Origin of the sequence: Rhodococcus sp. PML026, assembly GCF_000963615.1 — a bacterium.
In the GTDB taxonomy this organism is placed as follows: domain Bacteria; phylum Actinomycetota; class Actinomycetes; order Mycobacteriales; family Mycobacteriaceae; genus Rhodococcoides; species Rhodococcoides fascians.
In genome coordinates this window covers 583654-599433 of sequence record NZ_KQ031376.1, presented here as the reverse complement: position 1 = coordinate 599433, position 15780 = coordinate 583654, and the positions used below count along the sequence as shown (strand labels likewise).

Sequence of the window (15780 nt, the reverse complement as noted above, 5' to 3'; positions counted from 1 at the left end):
CACGCCTTCGGCGACCATTCATCGACTAGCCTGAACCCCTGTTCGTCATTCACCGAGCCACCGGGCTCGGGGCTACTACCGGAGGCCGACACGTGACAGGGCATCGACCGATCATCGTCGGCATCGACGGTTCCGCTGCGGCCGACAAGGCTGTGATCTGGGCGGCCCTGTGCGCTCGGCGACGGGATCGGCGATTGCACATCGTGACGGCCGTCGACATGCCGGGCGTTGTCGATCTGAGCGAATTCGCAGGCGAGGCAACGGAATTCGTCGCCACGGCTAAATCGCGTCTCGCAGCGGCCGAAACGCTGGCCGTGTCGGTCGTCGACGACCCGACGTTCGAGGTGACCTCGAGTGCCGTCGAGGGCGGCGTGATGGACGTACTCATCGGCGTGTCGGCCCAAGCCGAGCTCCTGGTGATCGGAGCGAGCGAAACGGGCGCTGTCACACTCTCTCTGGCCGCCCACAGCGTGTCACCCGTCGCCGTCGTACGCGGCCGGGACATCGACGGCCGTCCCGTCGCCGAGGGCCCGGTCGTCGTCGGCGTGGACGGATCCGACGTCAATCAGGCAGCGGTCGAGTGGGCGTTCGCCGAGGCCTCGGCACGTGATGCTCCGTTGATCGCGGTACACGTGTGGTCCGACGTGGATCTGACGCGCTCGTTCGGTCGCGCGCCCGCGGATTGGCAGGCCATCGCCGACACCGAGGAAGCCTTGCTGGCGGAAAGTCTCGCCGGGTGGCAAGAGCGATTCCCGGAGGTCGACGTCCAACGCGTCGTCGCCCAGGATCGCCCCGTTCGAGTGCTCAGCGGACTGTCCGAAACGGCAGCGCTGATCGTGGTCGGTAACCGGGGTCGCGGAGGATTCGGAGGAATGCTGCTCGGGTCGACGAGCTTCGCGCTGGTCAACACCGCAGATTGCCCGGTGTTGGTCGTCAGGAAAGCGGTCACATAGCGACGGTCAGCAAGAAGCTGACGTCTTCGAGGGCTTCGACGCTGTGCCGTGCGTCGGGGATGACGAGGAGATCGCCGGTGGAGCCCTTCCAGGTCTTCTCACCGCTGATCAGTTCCAACTTGCCGCTGAGGACGAGGACGGTCGACTCACCGCTGAGATCGTGTTCGGCCAGCTTGTTACCCGCGGCCAGCGCCACGACGGTCTGCCTCAATTTGCGACTGTGGCCGCCGTACACCGTCTGCGAACTGCGGCCACTCGACGCGCCGACTGCGAGCTTGAGTTGCTGACGGGCAAGTGCGGTGAGTGACTTCTTGTCCATAGCCGCCAGTATGACGCACCACCCGCAGCCGCGATGGGGGAATCATGAACGCGCTCAAACAGTTTGGGTAGGCTTCCCGTACTCCACATATCTGAACTGTCTACCGTCCACTCTGCTGGTGAGCCAGTCACCCGTCTTCTTGATCCAATCGCCTTCCACCGTTGGCGCATCCGTATCGCCCGGTACCTCGACATCGATCTCGGTCACATGCAGGGTTGTGGCGAATGGCATTGCCGATCGGTAGATTTCACCGCCGCCGATGATCCACGCGGTCTCGCCTCCGGTCAGCGCCAGGGCTTCGTCCACCCCGCCGCAGGTCTCGGCGCCGGGTGCGTCGAACGAGCGATTGCGAGTGACCACAATATTGCGTCGGCCCGGGAGCGGTCGAAATCTTTCGGGCAGAGACTCCCACGTTTTGCGCCCCATGATGACCGGATGATTCATCGTCACGGCTTTGAACCGGGCCATGTCCTCCGGTACTTCCCACGGAATCCTGCCGGCTTCGCCGATTTTGAGGTTGGAACTCTGCGCCCAGATCAGGCCGACCTCTCTCGATGCATTCACACCGCTACCGGGGCCTTGATTGCAGGGTGGTGCTGATAGTCGACGATCTCGACGTCGTCGAAGGTGTAGTCGAAGATCGAATCCCGCTGTGCCAGTTTCAGAGTCGGGTAGGGGTACGCCTCGCGGGAGAGCTGCTCGGCAACCTGGTCGCGGTGGTTGTCGTAGATGTGGCAGTCGCCGCCGGTCCACACGAACTCGCCGACGTCGAGGCCGGTCTGTGCGGCGACCATGTGGGTCAGGAGTGCGTAACTCGCGATGTTGAAGGGGACGCCGAGGAACATGTCTGCGCTGCGTTGATACAGCTGGCACGAGAGCTTGCCGTCGGCGACATAGAACTGGAAGAACGCATGGCACGGCGGCAGGGCCATCTGCGGGATTTCGCCGACGTTCCACGCCGAGACGATCATTCGCCGCGAATCCGGATCGGTCTTCAAAGTCTCGATGACCTGGCTGATCTGGTCGATGTGCTCGCCCGACGGGGTCGGCCACGAACGCCACTGCACTCCGTAGACGGGGCCGAGTTCGCCGTCCGGCGCTGCCCACTCGTCCCAGATGCTGACGCCGTGTTCCTGCAGCCACGTGACATTGGAGTCTCCGCGCAGAAACCACAGCAGTTCGTAGACGATCGACTTGAGATGGACCTTCTTGGTGGTGATCAACGGGAAGCCCTCAGCCAGATCGAAGCGCATCTGATGCCCGAACACGCTGGTCGTCCCGGTTCCCGTCCGGTCGGATTTGGCTGTACCGGTGTCGAGGATGCGGCGCAGCAGATCTTCGTACGGAGTCGGAACCATCACGACGGCCATCGTAGCTGCATACTGGACGCATGCCGGAATTACCCGAGGTGGAGGCCCTTGCCGGCTTCTTGCGCGAGCATGCCGTCGGTGCCGTGATCGGCCGCATCGACATCGCGGCGCTCAGTGTTCTCAAGACCTTCGATCCGCCGATCACCGATCTGCAGGGTCGCGACGTCACCGATGCCGCGCGGTTCGGAAAGCATCTGGCGCTGCAGGCGGGTGACCTCTGGCTGATCACCCACCTGTCGCGTGGGGGTTGGCTGCGATGGGTGGACAACCCCAGTGTTGCTCCGCCGAAACCAGGCAAGGGGCCGCTGGCGCTGCGGATCCACTTCTTCACTCCCGAGGGCGCAACCCCGGCGATCGACCTGACCGAAGCCGGTACCAAAAAACGATTGGCGGTCTGGGTGGTCCGTGATCCTCAGCAGGTTGCGAGCATCGCCCGGCTCGGGCCGGACGCGATGACGGTCACCGAGCTCGAATTCGCCGAGATACTGGGCAGCACCACAGCTCGTCTGAAGACCTCGTTGGTGGACCAATCGTTGCTTGCCGGAATCGGCAACGCCTACTCGGACGAGATTCTGCACGTCGCCAAGCTCTCGCCATTCGCGTCGTCGAGCAAGCTCGACGCGGAATCCGTTTCGATTCTTTATGCCGCGATGCGTTCGGTCCTGTCCGACGCGGTGGACCGCTCGGCCGGGCAGGATGCGGCGCGGCTGAAGGGGGAGAAGCGATCCGGCATGCGGGTGCACGCCAGAACCGGGCTGCCGTGCCCGGTGTGCGGAGATCCGGTGCGCGAGGTCGCCTACGTGGACCGCTCTTTTCAGTACTGCGCGACGTGCCAGACGGCCGGCAAGATTCTTGCCGACCGCCGGATGTCGCGGTTGCTCAAGTAGCGGGTTCGAGCGTCTGGCTGGCGTAGCCGCGATAGCCTTCCCACGCTTTGCGGCGATCGCTGCGCGGATCTTTCTGCACCCGAGTGCGCGTGTCGAAGATCAGCGTCTTGCGCTCGGCTTCGTCGTAGGCCGGCCACGATTCCAACGGCTTTCCGTTGGTGGCGAACGCAATCCAGTGTGACTGCACCTGCTCGGTGACCTCCGCGAACGACTTTCTTCCCCCTGTCGCGGTCAGAGCTTTACCGAACAACGTCTCGTTGATGCCGAAGACGGCGAACAACTCGAACCCGTGGGTGGCGTCGAGGCCCAGCAACTTCATCGACCGAGGGGCGAAGTCGAAGCGATAGAAGTACGTCGGTGCGTGACGCGAATGTCCTTCGGCCACTTCGAGAGACGGCTTCCAGAACGTGAAATCCCCGCCGAAGTCGATGGCGGCCCGCTCGCTCGGGTATCCACGGTATCCGCCGGTGACAACCGGTTCCGCCGCGGGATCGGTAAGGGAGAAGAGTTTGGAAATGCGTTCGGGGTTGGTGGGCAACGCGTCCAGAAACTTCGGAAACAGTGTTCCCTCACGGGCATTGGTGCCGATGATCAGCGGCACGTTGTGTGCGGTGCCGTTCGCGTACGCCTCGACCGGATCGACAGGAAGGAAATCACCGTCGATCACCGGGCCGAAGGGGAGCAGGCCGGGAGTGCGGTGCAGCGTGGTGAGTCCGAGCTTGGTGCCTGCTCGGCCAAGCGCCAGTACCTCGGCGTTCTCCAGGGTTTCCACCGCGGTCTCGGCGGTGCCTCCGAGGTACCCGACGTACTCGCTCGCCCACTGGTCCGCCCGGTGCTTGGCGGTCGTCATGCCCGGTGCCGAACTCTCGGCAATTGCTTGGGCGAAAAGGCCTTTCGCGGCGGGCACTGTCATCAGGGTGGTGACGGCATTGCCGCCTGCGGACTCGCCGAAGACGGTGACGTTGTCGGGATCTCCGCCGAACTCGGCGATGTTGCGCTTTACCCACTCCAATGCCGCCACCTGGTCGCGTAGTCCCAGGTTGGAATCGAACGGCCGCTCGGGGGTCGAGAATCGCGACATGTCGAGGTAGCCCAAAGCGCCGAGTCGGTAGTTGACCGACACGTAGATGATGCCGTCGCCGTCCTGCAGCGAGCGCCGGACCAGCGAACCTCCGCCGTACAGCGGGGTGGCCGACGTGCCGAGGGTGTACGCACCGCCGTGGATGAAGACCATGACCGGTCTGGGTGTCGTGCTCGGCGTGCTCGGTGCCAAGACGTTGAGTGTCAGGCAGTCCTCGCTCGACGGTTGGTACTTGCCGACTGCGAGCATCGTGCCCCGCTTGTGCTGAACGGATGCGTTGCCCCACTCGGTCGCGTCGCGCACGCCCTGCCACGGCTGGGTGGGTTGAGGTGCGCGAAACCGAAGCGGACCGACGGGAGGGGCGGCGTAGGGAATGCCCCGCCAGGTGGTGAGATTGCCGACCGGCTTTCCCTCGATCATGCCGTCCGTCGTGGTCACGCGTGTTTTCACAGCCATTTCGCGATACTACCGGGCGCTTCTTACCCGGTGGTAAGAACCGGCAGGGTCGGGTACCGGGCAGACTCGAAAGCATGCCTTTCGAGTATCGAGCCGAGATAGTGGAGCTGCTGCGAGCGCCCTCGCACGCGTACTTCGGGAGATCCAAGGACGGCCCGGCCGACGTGCCGACCGAATTGCCGGACAGCGTAGAGATCGTCGCCCACAAGGGCATCCGCGGCGATCGGTTCTTCGGGGTCAAGGCTCATACCGAGGCAGCGGTGAGCTTCCTGGCACTCGAAGCCTGGGACGCCGTCGGCGAGGTTCTGGGCGTCGACGTTCCCGACCCGGCCGTGGCCAGGCGAAACGTTGTGGTCCGCGGTTTGGAGCTCGACCCACTGCGCGGACTGGAATTCGAGCTCGATTCCGGTGACGGCTGGATTCGCTTCCGGGGCGGGCGACCTGCCCATCCGTGCGCGTGGATGGACCGCATGGTGGTCGACGGCGCTCGCAAGGCACTGATCGGTCGCGGTGGATTGCGGGTCGAGCCGCTCTCGGACGGAATCCTGCGAGTCGGGCCGCTGTCGGTGCGTTCCCCGGTCGAACTGGATGCCTCGCGAGCTGCGCTGTCGATTCGGCGCGCACAGCCCATCTGACGCAAAGCTGGGGGTCACTCTTGCTCACAAAGTAAATCTGTGCCCATAATGTGAGCAATGGTGCGACGCATCACACCGGCCCGTCATGCATGGCGGCGGTCACTCTCTGGTGGAAAGACCTACCGATGTCCGATTTGTGGATCGTGATCAACACCGTCGTCGCAGTACTGGCGGTGGTGGTCTTCATCGTTCGTTTCCATTTCAACCCGGTGATCTCGCTGGTGCTCGGGGCTGCGTACCTGGGCCTGGCGACCAAGCTGGGAGTGTCGACCACTGTCGACACGATCACCGGCGGATTCGGCGAGATCATGGCCGAGGTCGGATTGCTCATCGCGTTCGGCGTCCTGATGGGTTCGGTGCTGCAGGAGATGAGCGCCATCCAGCGTCTCGTCGGCACTTTGCTGAGAGCCTTCGGCCCCAAGCGGCTCCCGTACGCGCTGTCGCTGACCATCGCGACTCTGTTGCAGTCCATCTTCCTCGACGTGTTGCTCGTGATCTCCGCACCGCTCGCACGCAACCTCGCCCCCAAGATCGGCAAATACGGCACGGCGAGGATGGCCACGGCGCTGGCCATCGCCCTGGAGTGCGGCATCGTGTTCATGGTTCCCGGAGTCGCGACGCTCGCGCTGGCCGGATTGCTCGGCGTGCCGCTGGGCAAGATGATGATCTACGGACTGATCCTCATCGTTCCTGTCGTCGTGCTGTCGGTGGCCATCATGTCGTTCGTCTTCCGGCACGGTTGGTGGAACGAGGAGAAGGACGAGCAACAGATCACCGTAGTCACTGGGCCCGGGGGCCCGGAGCCTGTCGAAACCGACGACGAGCCACTCGAAGCCGGCGGCGGCGTGGCCCAGAAAGTGCGCACCGAGAAACAGACCTCGCTGCTGGTGTTGCTCTCGCCGTTGCTGCTCGCGCTCGTCCTGATCGCGATCGGTGCCGTTCTCGAAGTCGCCGAGATCTCGGTTCCGGTGGTCGAATTCATCGCCAGCCCGGTCATCGCGTTGCTCCTCGGACTGGTCGGGACGTGCCTCATCGGCCGTTACCACGTCGGTCAGGAGCGGGTGGAGAAAGCTCTCGCTCGTGGTTTCGCCGAGAGCGGTCAGATCCTCATCCTCACCGGTGTCGGCGGATCGCTCGCAGCCGTCATCAACGAGGCGGGTCTCGGCGACATATTGGGCCAGTACTTCACGGCCAGTACCGCGGCTCCACTGTTGATGGTGTGGGTCATTGCGGCCGCGTTGCACATCGCCGTCGGATCGGTGACGATCTCCGCCATCACCTCGGCCGGCATCCTCGCGCCTGTCGCGCCGCTGATCGGTCTCGACCCGGTGTTCATCGCGCTCGCCGCCGGTGCCGGATCGCTGTTCGCCGTGCACGTCACCAGCAACACGTTCTGGCTGCTGCAGTCCTTGATGGGCCAGTCGACGAGGGGCACACTCAAGACGTGCTCGGTGGGTGTGTCGGTGGCATCGGTCATTGCCATTGCCTTGATCGTGCCGATGAGCTGGATCCTGTGACCTCTTCCGCGAATATCGAAAGGAACACAATGGCATTGCCGCTCAGTGGAGTTCGAGTTCTCGAACTCGGCAACTACATCGCCGCACCCACGGCGGCCAGGATGCTCGCCGATTTCGGTGCCGAGGTGATCAAGGTCGAAAGGCCGGGTACCGGCGACGAATTGCGCAATTGGCGGCTGTATTCCGGTACGACGTCGATGCTGTACCGCACGATCAACCGGAACAAGAAATCGATCGTGTTGGACCTGCGCACCGAGCAGGGCCGCAAAGATGTGGTCGACCTCGCCGCGCACTGCGACATCGTGCTGGAGAACTTTCGGCCCGGCACACTCGAGAAGTGGGGGATCTCGCCCGAGGTTCTAAGTGCCGCCAATCCGGAGCTGATCATCACGCGCATCTCGGCATTCGGGCAAACCGGTCCGATGTCGCAGCGACCCGGATTTGCCGCTGTGGCAGAGGCGTACGGCGGTTTCCGCAACCTCGTCGGTGATCCGGACAGGCCGCCCGTGCGGGTCGGTGTGTCGATCGGCGACTCGATCGCCGGTCTCTATGCGGCGTTCGGATGTGTCATGGCGTTGTTCCAGCGACAGACGCAGCGCGCAGCAGAGAAATCGGACCCGTTGTCGCTCGAACAGCGTTCCATCGACGTGGCCTTGAACGAATCCATCCTGTCGATGATGGAGTCGCTGATCCCGGATTATCTGGCCTACGGCGTCGAACGTGAACGGACGGGCGGCCGGATGGAGGGCATCGCGCCCTCGAATGCGTACCCGTGCAACGACGGTCACTCGATCATCATCGCCGGTAACGGCGACGCCATCTTCCAGCGTTACATGGAAACCATCGACCGTCCCGATCTGGGAGCCGATCCGGACCTGGCGACCAACGCCGGCCGGTGGCGTCGCCGGGACGAGCTGGACGCCGCGATCTCGGCTTGGACCGGATTGCGTTCGCGCGCCGAGGCATTGAAGATACTCGATGCCGCGGGGGTGCCGTCGGGTCCGATCTACACCGCTGCGGACATCGTCGCCGACGAACAGTACGCGGCCCGCAACATGATTCAGCACTTTCCGGTCGACACCGGCCAGGGAGAGCCCACCGACGTCGGGTTCGTCGGAGTTGTCCCGGTGATCGGTGATGCATCCCTGCCGATCCGTTCGGTCGGGCCGGATCTGGGCGAGCACACCAGAGAAGTACTGTCGACGCTGCTCGGCCGGACCGACGAAGAGATGGGCCTGTAGATGTACCGATTCACCCCCACCGCGGAGCTACGCGACGTCACGATGCGCGACGGGCTACAGCTCACCGGCAAGATGCTCCCCACCGAACGCAAACTCGAGATCATCAGGGCCCTCATCGAACTCGGCGTGCCGGCACTCGAGGTCGGCTCGATGGCACGCGGCGACAAAGTGCCGCCCATGGCCAACACCCTCGAGGTCATCGGCGAGCTGACCGCCGAGGAACTCGAGCGATGCTGGGTGTGGGTCGCCACTCCACGCCACGTCGAGAAGGCCGCTGCTGCAGGGGCTCGCAACTTCCAGTACTGCTTCTCCGCGTCGGACTCACACAACCAGGCCAACATCGGGCGCACCACCGAGGTGTCGCTGGCCGCGATGCCCGATGCCGTCGACATCACCCGCTCGGTGGGCGGACAGATCGAGCTGTGTATCGCAACGTCGTTCACCTGTCCTTTCGAGGGACAGGTACCGCCGGATCGGGTCATCGAGATCGCCAACGACGAACGAGCCACGGGCGCAACGGATATTGTCATCTGCGACACCCTCGGACAGGCAGTACCGGTTCAGGTGTCGTCGCTGATCTCACGGGTGCGCGCGGAAACTCCGGACCGCCGGGTGGTGTTCCACGGTCACGACACCTGGGGTCTGGGCGTCGCGAACACTCTCGCCGCCATCTCGGCCGGAGCCGCGATGGTCGACGGTTCGCTCGGCGGACTGGGCGGCTGCCCCTTCGCCCCCGGTGCCAGTGGCAACACCTCGTCCGAGGACATTCTCTTCGCGACGAGGCCGGATTGGTTCGAGCCGAAGACGCTGGCACGCATGGTCTCTCTGTCGGAGGGCCTGCTGGTCGAACTGGAGGAGCCCATGCGATCGAAAACCGTGCAGGGTGCCAGGTCCGAGGCGCACGTGTTCGAGTGGGTCGTATGAGCCGCATTCTCGTCACGTCGGAAATCCCGGCTCCCGGCATGGACATTCTGCGGGCCGCCGGCGAGGTCGACCTCCGCGAGTTGGACCACGAGCAGTTGGTCGAGGCATGCGCCTCGGGGGATTACTCCGTCGTGGTCTCCCAGCTACGCGACCGGTTCGATGCGAAGCTGCTGGCCTCGGCATCACTCGTCGGGATATCCAACTATGCCGTCGGATTCGACAACATCGACATCGCGGCCGCCACACGCTACGGAATCACCGCCGCGAACACTCCAGGTGTGCTGACGGATTCGACCGCAGACATCGCGATGCTCCTCATCCTGTCCACGGCCCGCCGTGCCGTCGAGGCCGATGCCTTCGTTCGGTCCGGATCCTTCACCGGGTGGGAGCCCGAACTGCTGCTGGGCAGCGATGTCTCGGGCCGTGTGCTCGGCCTTGCCGGTTTCGGTCGTATCGCTCGGGCCACCGCTCGGCGGGCACTGGGTTTCGGCATGACGGTGAAGTTCTGCCCCCGGCCGCCCGGCGACCGCGAGGTCTCCGACGACGAACTCGGTGAGTTCGCCGGCCGCGTCGAACAGGCGGCGTGGGACGACATCGTCGCAACGAGTGACTTTCTGTCGCTGCACGTCCCGTTGTCGGACTCCACCCGGCATCTGGTCGATGCTGCCGTGTTCGAGGCCATGAAGCCGTCGGCGATTCTGATCAATACCGCGCGAGGGCCAGTGGTCGACGAGGCAGCGCTGGTGATTGCTCTACGTGAGAAATCGATCGCTGCAGCAGGATTGGACGTCTACGAACGCGAACCTGCGCTCGAACCGGGCCTGGCCGAACTGTCCAATACCGTGCTCCTACCGCACGTGGGCAGCGCGACGGTCTCGGTGCGCTCGGAGATGGCGCGCCTGTGCGCCACCAATGCCGTGGCGATGCTGCGCGGTGAGCTCCCGCCGCACCCGGTCAATCCCGAGGCCTGGGGTCACGCGGGGTAGCGGCCGCCGAGGGTCCGGGTGATCTGTTCGGCATGCGAGATCAGCAGGTCCACCCAGGCCTCGCACTGCGACTGCGGCATCCGTAATGTCGGGCCGCTGATGGTGACGGCACCGACGATGTCCGAGGCCGAATCGAACACCGGAGCGGACAGCCCCGATGCGCCGGTTTCGCGCTCACCGGTGGTGATCGCGTAGCCGTCGGACCTTGTCTGCGCCAACAGTTCCCGCATCGTCTCGGCCTCGGTCACCGTCTGCTCGGTCAACGATTCGAGTTCGCGGGACAGAACACGCTCGGCCAGGTCCGAGTCCCAGGCCAGTAGGACACGGCTGGCCGATCCTGCGCTGAGCGGAATGACCTTGCCGACGTACATGTCTCGTCGCAACGCATGCCGCGTCTCGGCAATGGCCACGCACACGCGGTAGTTCTGCTCGGGCCGAAAGAAGCACGCTGTCTCGGTCGTCAGATCGCGAATGTCCTTGAGGATCGGATTGACGACCGACAACACGTCGAGATCCTTGGTCGCCGTCGCGGCCCAGTACGCCATCCGCACCCCGATGCGGATGCGATCGCCGCCTCGATCCAGAAAGCCCTGTTGAACCAGGTTGGTGACCAGACGCTGCACCGTCGAGGTGGGCAGCCCGGTGCTCTGCTGAATCTCGCCCAGCGTCATGGCCGGGCGATCGAACGAGAACGCATCGAGAATCTCGGTGATCTTGCCCAGCACGAGAAGCGGCTGCTGCTTCGGCGAATTCTCGGTCACTCGACCAATCTACGTGTAGTGCGTCGATCGGCGAAGTGGTTGATCGGCTTGGCCAGCAGCAGGATCAGCAGTGACCACAGGCCGAGTGGTGTGAACGCCAGACCGAACGCGATCAGGATCAACGCCGAGCCGACGGCGCCGGTGCGGACTCGTTCCACGTCGCGAGAGTCAGCGGCCACGATCGACGGGTGCCGCGAGACGACGACGTCCGCGACGAACATGGCGATGACGGAGACAGCGATTGTGGCGACGTACAGCGTCGACGAACTCGAGTCGTATCCGTTCTTCTCGGCGATCAGCTTCGTCGGAAAGGGGAGGAACACGATGGACAGTAGCCACACGAAATTGATCCACATCAGTGCAGGTGTGTAGCCGATCAGATTTCGGAAGACGCGGTGGTGGCTGAGCCATTGAGTGAAGATCACCAGAAAGCTCAGGACGAATGCATAGAATTCCACACCGTGCTCACGAAAGACGTCCACGAAGCTGTCGCTCCGGCCAGGGTCGGCCAACTCGACGAGCGGTAGAACCAACAGCGTGGCCGCGATGGCTACCACGGCATCGCTGAAATTGACCAGTCTCTCGAAACCGCGTTGATATTCCATGTCAGCCCATCTCGTATTCCATGTCAGCATTGTGCTCCCAGTACGGGTAGCGTCCCAACGATGTCCGAGCGACGTACTCTGACCACCGGGCGAGTGGTGTTTCTGGTGGTTGCTGCCGCAGCACCGATGGCGGCCATGATCGGTAATGTGCCACTGGCATTGATTCGCGGAAACGGGGCGGGATTGCCTGCCGCCTACGCGATCAGTGCCGTTGTGTTGCTGTGTTTCTCGGTGGGTTTCGCGGCGATCGCACAGCAGGTGTACAGCACCGGGGCGTTCTACACCTACATCGGTCTCGCGTTGGGTAAACCGCCCGGAATTGCTGCCGCATATGTCGCAGTTGTCGCATATACGTCACTTGCATGCGGGCTTTCGGGCGCATTCGGCTACTTCACCCATTTGGTCTTCGCCGATTCGGGCATCGATATTCCGTGGTACGTCTTCACCGGCGTTGCCGTGGTGATCGTGGCAATTCTCGGGTTTCGAAATGCCGACCTCTCGGCCAAGGTCTTGGGGACATTGATGGTGCTGGAGTTCGCTTTTCTGGTGGTGTTCGACGGCTTGGTCGTCGTGCAGAAGGGTGCTGCCGCAGTGCCACTGGAGTCGTTCACACCCACTCAGGTGTTCTCCGGTTCGCTCGGTATCGCCATGATGTTCGCCTTCTCGAGCTTCATCGGGTTCGAATCCGCAGCGTTGTACGGGGAGGAGACCAAGGACCCGCGGCGAAGTATCCCGCGTGCGACGTTCATTGCGGTGTCGATCATCGCGGTCTTCTACGTCACGACGAGCTGGATCGTCGTCGGTGCGGCAGGCGGCGTCGACGCTCCGGCGCTGGCCCAGACCGAACTGGGCAACCTACTGTTCACGCTGGCGCGTGAGTACGGCGGAACAGTGCTGTACGACGGAACCGCAGTGCTGCTGTGCACCAGCGTGCTCGCGTCGTATCTTGCGGTGCACAACGCCGCCAGTCGTTATCTGTTCGCGCTGGGGCGTGAGCGTGTACTTCCGGTGTGGCTCGGCCGAATTCACCCGCGGCACGCGAGCCCGCATATCGGTAGCATCACCGCATCGGTGGTGGCAGCGGTATCGCTGACGGGCTTCGCGGTGGCCGGTGCCGACCCCTACCTGAGTTATGCGGCCGGTGCCATCGGCCTCGGCACTCTGGGTGTCATTGCGCTGCAGGCCGCCGCGGCACTGTCGGTGGTCGTGTTCTTCATCGGCCATCCAGATCGATCCGTGTGGCGCACCGCGATTGCCCCGGGCATCGGATTTCTCGGGTTCACGACCGGATTGATCCTCGCCGGAACGCATTACAGCGTGCTCACCGGATCCGATTCTGCCGTCGTCAACGCGGTACCGGTGGTGCTCATCCTCGCAGCGATCCTCGGGGTCCTGGTTGCTCTACGCCTGAGGCGAACCGACCCGACAACCTACGCAGGCATAGCTGCGGCATATGCGCGGAGCTGAACCTGTCACCGGCGCGATTCGAGTAGCCGGAGCCAGATCTCGCTGACCGTCGGATACGACGGCACCGCATGCCACAGATCGTCGAGCGATACCTTCCCGACCACGGCAACGGTGGCCGCGTGCACCAATTCCGCCACCCCCGGCCCGACGAAGGTCGCCCCGACGAGAGTGTCGGTGGCCCTGTCGATCAACAACTGCGCACGACCCGAATAGTCGTCCTGCTGTAGGGAGGAACCCGCGACGGCGATGTCCTGGGCCGCGATCTCGACGTCGATACCGGCTTCGCGCGCCTTGGCCTCGGTGATCCCGACCGAGGCGACCTCGAGGGGCGTGAACACGACCTGGGGAATCTGTCCGTGATCAGCGGTGGCGCGAAACTTCTTGTGATCGAGCGGCTTTCCCTCGGCCCGGGCGGCGATGACGTCACCGGCCACCCGTCCCTGATACTTGCCCATGTGCGTCAACGGTGCCCGGCCGTTGAGATCGCCGACGGCATAGAGCCAGTCGTGGTCCCCCACCGTGAGGTGGTCGTCGACGTCGACGTATCTGCCGTCGGGAAGACCGACGGAGGACAGTCCCAGATCCGAGCTCGCCGGGGAGCGGCCCGCCGCGACCAGCACCTCGTCCACGACGAGGTCCTCGCCGCCGACCGTGAGAGTGACCGGACCACCGTGGATTCGGCCGACGCCGGTGTCGGCGGGATCTTGCCGCGACACAGCCGTCAGGGACGCGTCGAGCATGATCGTTGCGCCGCGTTGTTTCAGTGCATCGGCGACGAGCTGCCCGGCGAACGGCTCGGAGCCGGCCAGCAGGGACGAGCCGCGCACGATCATCGTGACTTTCGCCCCCAGGGACAGCAGCCACGTCGCTGCCTCGCTCGCCACGACACCGCCGCCGATGATGGCCACGTGGCCGGGGGTCTCGTGAATGTTCGTGGCGTCGCGGGAGATCCACGGTCGGGCATCGCGAAGGCCAGGCGTGTTCGGCACCGACGCGGTGGTGCCGGTGGCCAGCACCACCGCATGCCGAGCTGTGAGCGTTCTGCCGTCGACCTCGACGGTCTTGACCCCGCTGAGCCGTCCGTGGCCACGGATCACCGAGATGCCCGCGGACTCGGCCCACGACACCTGAGACGAGTCGTCGAGGCCGTGGGTGAAGGATTCGCGTCGAGCCAATACGGCGTCGGCGTCGAGGGGCTGATCGCCGACCAGTTCTTTCACGCCCGGCATGTTTCGGGCGGTATCGAGCACCTCGCTCGGCCGCAGGAGCGCCTTGCTGGGCATGCATGCCCAGTACGAGCATTCGCCGCCGACGAGTTCGTGTTCGACAATGGCGGCGGTGCGGCTGCTGCCTTGTATCGCGTACTGCGCGGCATTCTCACCGACGGGTCCTCCGCCGATGACGATCACATCGAATTCCGAGCTCTCTGGGGCCATTGCTCCACAGTGACATAGGCTCCCCGCTTATGGCGACCACTCGGAGCAAGATTCTGATCACCGGCGCGAGTTCAGGACTGGGCGAGGAGATGGCGCGCCGCTTCGCAGCCATGGGCCGTGATCTCGCGCTCTGTGCGCGACGGGTCGAGCGGCTCGACGAGCTCCGCTCCGAACTGATGACGCAGCATCCCGGGATCACCGTTGCGGTACGCGCCCTCGACGTCACCGATCACGATGCCGTGGTGACGGTGTTCGGCGAACTGCGCGACGAGTTGGGCGGCCTGGATCGAGTTGTCGTCAATGCCGGACTCGGCAAGGGTGCGAAGATCGGAACCGGTCGCGCGGACGCCAATCTGCAGACCGCGCGCACCAATTTCGTCGGTGCGCTGTCGCAGGCCGAGGCCGCGTTGGCGATATTCCGGGCCCAGAAGCACGGGCACCTGGTGTTCGTCTCGTCCATCAGCGCCGATCGGGGTCTGCCCGGTGCCAAGGCGACCTACTCGGCCAGCAAAGCGGCGGTGGCCTCTCTGGGAGAATCGTTGGCCACCGAGTTGGCCCGAACCGACATCGTCGTCACGACGCTTCTGCCGGGCTTCATCGCCACCGACATGTCGGCCGGCGCAGGTGACAGTGCTGCTCTCACAGCCACTCTGGACGAGGGCGTCACCGCGATGGTCCGGGCCATCGAAAGCGAAACGCGCCGCGCCGCGCTGCCCGGCCTGAAATGGCGAGGCATCGACGCGGCGCTGCGGTTCCTGCCGAACGTGCTGACGGATCGAATGGTCTGAGCGCAGGACTGGAGCTTGGGGAATGACCCGGTTACTGCAGGAGTGGAGCCTGCGGAATGACCCGGTTACTGCAGGAGTGGAGCCTGCGGAATGGCCGGACGTTACTGCAGGTATCCCTCGACCTGGTTGACGCTGTTGGCCGTCGCGGAGTCGGGGTCCTTGCCTGCGTCGATGCGTGCGCGGCGCTGCCGGAGCAGGTCCCAGCACTGATCGAGAGCGTGTTCGAGTGACGCGAGCTGCGCCTTTTCGGTGTCGGGGTCGATCTCCCCGGCCTGGGTGTCGGTGCGCAGCTTGTGCTCGGTGGCGATCAGCTGCTGAATCTTGGTGTGGATATCGTGCTCGTTCATGGCTGCA

General features: G+C 64.3%; 17 protein-coding genes. 9 read left to right on the top strand and 8 right to left on the bottom strand.

All coding sequences use genetic code 11. The features are described from left to right. Nucleotides 1-92 precede the first annotated feature (92 nt). The gene (locus VF34_RS22390; protein ID WP_032373071.1) at nucleotides 93-953 is read left to right on the top strand and encodes a universal stress protein; all 861 of its coding nucleotides are present in this window, start codon (nucleotides 93-95) and stop codon (nucleotides 951-953) included. Here the strand turns inward: VF34_RS22390 and VF34_RS22385 are convergent. The 3 genes from VF34_RS22385 to VF34_RS22375 are packed head-to-tail and all read right to left on the bottom strand — an operon-like array spanning nucleotide 946 to nucleotide 2633. Further along, the gene (locus VF34_RS22385; RefSeq protein ID WP_027495987.1) at nucleotides 946-1272 is read right to left on the bottom strand and encodes a cupin domain-containing protein; all 327 of its coding nucleotides are present in this window, start codon (nucleotides 1270-1272) and stop codon (nucleotides 946-948) included. The genes VF34_RS22390 and VF34_RS22385 overlap by 8 nt on opposite strands. Before the next feature lie 54 nt (nucleotides 1273-1326). After that, nucleotides 1327-1836, bottom strand: coding sequence for a dihydrofolate reductase (locus VF34_RS22380; RefSeq protein ID WP_032373070.1), 510 nt, complete (start codon nucleotides 1834-1836; stop codon nucleotides 1327-1329). After that, nucleotides 1833-2633: a thymidylate synthase gene (locus tag VF34_RS22375; protein WP_032373134.1), complete on the bottom strand. Its 801-nt coding sequence runs from the start codon at nucleotides 2631-2633 to the stop codon at nucleotides 1833-1835. Before VF34_RS22375 ends, VF34_RS22380 begins: the two co-directional genes overlap by 4 nt. 29 nt (nucleotides 2634-2662) lie before the next feature. Here VF34_RS22375 and VF34_RS22370 point away from each other — a divergent pair, with 29 nt between their 5' ends. Continuing rightward, entirely contained in the window at nucleotides 2663-3529 is an 867-nt protein-coding gene (locus VF34_RS22370) for a DNA-formamidopyrimidine glycosylase family protein (protein WP_032373069.1), read from the top strand. Here the strand turns inward: VF34_RS22370 and VF34_RS22365 are convergent. Further along, on the bottom strand, nucleotides 3522-5066 hold the full coding sequence (locus VF34_RS22365; protein ID WP_032373068.1) for a carboxylesterase/lipase family protein: 1545 nt from the start codon (nucleotides 5064-5066) through the stop codon (nucleotides 3522-3524). The two genes, VF34_RS22370 and VF34_RS22365, sit on opposite strands and share 8 nt — an antisense overlap. A 74-nt stretch (nucleotides 5067-5140) precedes the next feature. On the opposite strand from VF34_RS22365, the gene VF34_RS22360 reads away from it, so the two are divergent. From VF34_RS22360 to VF34_RS22340, 5 genes are all read left to right on the top strand, one after another. Then, a complete protein-coding gene (locus tag VF34_RS22360) occupies nucleotides 5141-5701 on the top strand; it encodes a molybdenum cofactor biosysynthesis protein (protein ID WP_045842046.1) in 561 nt (186 codons plus the stop codon). 125 nt (nucleotides 5702-5826) lie between these two features. Further along, nucleotides 5827-7218, top strand: a complete 1392-nt coding sequence (locus tag VF34_RS22355; RefSeq protein WP_032371557.1) for a GntP family permease — start codon at nucleotides 5827-5829, stop codon at nucleotides 7216-7218. A 29-nt stretch (nucleotides 7219-7247) separates the two neighbouring features. Further along, entirely contained in the window at nucleotides 7248-8459 is a 1212-nt protein-coding gene (locus tag VF34_RS22350; protein ID WP_032365946.1) for a CaiB/BaiF CoA transferase family protein, read from the top strand. After that, complete coding sequence (locus VF34_RS22345; RefSeq protein ID WP_032365945.1) at nucleotides 8460-9383, top strand: beta/alpha barrel domain-containing protein; 924 nt, start codon at nucleotides 8460-8462, stop codon at nucleotides 9381-9383. Next, nucleotides 9380-10369: a 2-hydroxyacid dehydrogenase gene (locus VF34_RS22340; RefSeq protein ID WP_032373066.1), complete on the top strand. Its 990-nt coding sequence runs from the start codon at nucleotides 9380-9382 to the stop codon at nucleotides 10367-10369. The genes VF34_RS22345 and VF34_RS22340 overlap by 4 nt, the downstream gene beginning before the upstream one ends. Here the strand turns inward: VF34_RS22340 and VF34_RS22335 are convergent. Together VF34_RS22335 and VF34_RS22330 are read right to left on the bottom strand one after the other, a co-directional pair. After that, on the bottom strand, nucleotides 10357-11130 hold the full coding sequence (locus VF34_RS22335; RefSeq protein WP_080733203.1) for an IclR family transcriptional regulator: 774 nt from the start codon (nucleotides 11128-11130) through the stop codon (nucleotides 10357-10359). The genes VF34_RS22340 and VF34_RS22335 overlap by 13 nt on opposite strands. Then, nucleotides 11127-11735, bottom strand: coding sequence for a TMEM175 family protein (locus tag VF34_RS22330; RefSeq protein ID WP_027495998.1), 609 nt, complete (start codon nucleotides 11733-11735; stop codon nucleotides 11127-11129). The genes VF34_RS22335 and VF34_RS22330 overlap by 4 nt, the downstream gene beginning before the upstream one ends. 60 nt (nucleotides 11736-11795) lie before the next feature. Here VF34_RS22330 and VF34_RS22325 point away from each other — a divergent pair, with 60 nt between their 5' ends. After that, nucleotides 11796-13202, top strand: a complete 1407-nt coding sequence (locus VF34_RS22325) for an APC family permease (RefSeq protein ID WP_032373064.1) — start codon at nucleotides 11796-11798, stop codon at nucleotides 13200-13202. Nucleotides 13203-13207: 5 nt separating this feature from the next. Here VF34_RS22325 and VF34_RS22320 read toward each other — a convergent pair whose 3' ends face one another. Further along, nucleotides 13208-14638, bottom strand: a complete 1431-nt coding sequence (locus tag VF34_RS22320) for a dihydrolipoyl dehydrogenase family protein (protein WP_032373063.1) — start codon at nucleotides 14636-14638, stop codon at nucleotides 13208-13210. A gap of 29 nt (nucleotides 14639-14667) precedes the next feature. Between VF34_RS22320 and VF34_RS22315 the strand changes: the two genes are divergently transcribed. Continuing rightward, nucleotides 14668-15426, top strand: coding sequence for an SDR family oxidoreductase (locus VF34_RS22315; RefSeq protein WP_032373062.1), 759 nt, complete (start codon nucleotides 14668-14670; stop codon nucleotides 15424-15426). Nucleotides 15427-15527: 101 nt separating this feature from the next. Here the strand turns inward: VF34_RS22315 and VF34_RS22310 are convergent, their stop codons facing one another. After that, complete coding sequence (locus tag VF34_RS22310; protein ID WP_027496002.1) at nucleotides 15528-15773, bottom strand: DUF2630 family protein; 246 nt, start codon at nucleotides 15771-15773, stop codon at nucleotides 15528-15530. Nucleotides 15774-15780 lie beyond the last annotated feature (7 nt).

Bases quoted from the DNA above. Each gene is read 5' to 3' on its own strand.
- VF34_RS22385 (WP_027495987.1), bottom strand. From the start codon at position 1,272: ATGGACAAGAAGTCACTCACCGCACTTGCCCGTCAGCAACTCAAGCTC.
- VF34_RS22370 (WP_032373069.1), top strand. From the start codon at position 2,663: ATGCCGGAATTACCCGAGGTGGAGGCCCTTGCCGGCTTCTTGCGCGAG.
- VF34_RS22365 (WP_032373068.1), bottom strand. From the start codon at position 5,066: ATGGCTGTGAAAACACGCGTGACCACGACGGACGGCATGATCGAGGGA.
- VF34_RS22360 (WP_045842046.1), top strand. From the start codon at position 5,141: ATGCCTTTCGAGTATCGAGCCGAGATAGTGGAGCTGCTGCGAGCGCCC.
- VF34_RS22355 (WP_032371557.1), top strand. From the start codon at position 5,827: ATGTCCGATTTGTGGATCGTGATCAACACCGTCGTCGCAGTACTGGCG.
- VF34_RS22350 (WP_032365946.1), top strand. From the start codon at position 7,248: ATGGCATTGCCGCTCAGTGGAGTTCGAGTTCTCGAACTCGGCAACTAC.
- VF34_RS22345 (WP_032365945.1), top strand. From the start codon at position 8,460: ATGTACCGATTCACCCCCACCGCGGAGCTACGCGACGTCACGATGCGC.
- VF34_RS22340 (WP_032373066.1), top strand. From the start codon at position 9,380: ATGAGCCGCATTCTCGTCACGTCGGAAATCCCGGCTCCCGGCATGGAC.
- VF34_RS22330 (WP_027495998.1), bottom strand. From the start codon at position 11,735: ATGGAATATCAACGCGGTTTCGAGAGACTGGTCAATTTCAGCGATGCC.
- VF34_RS22325 (WP_032373064.1), top strand. From the start codon at position 11,796: ATGTCCGAGCGACGTACTCTGACCACCGGGCGAGTGGTGTTTCTGGTG.
- VF34_RS22320 (WP_032373063.1), bottom strand. From the start codon at position 14,638: ATGGCCCCAGAGAGCTCGGAATTCGATGTGATCGTCATCGGCGGAGGA.
- VF34_RS22315 (WP_032373062.1), top strand. From the start codon at position 14,668: ATGGCGACCACTCGGAGCAAGATTCTGATCACCGGCGCGAGTTCAGGA.
- VF34_RS22310 (WP_027496002.1), bottom strand. From the start codon at position 15,773: ATGAACGAGCACGATATCCACACCAAGATTCAGCAGCTGATCGCCACC.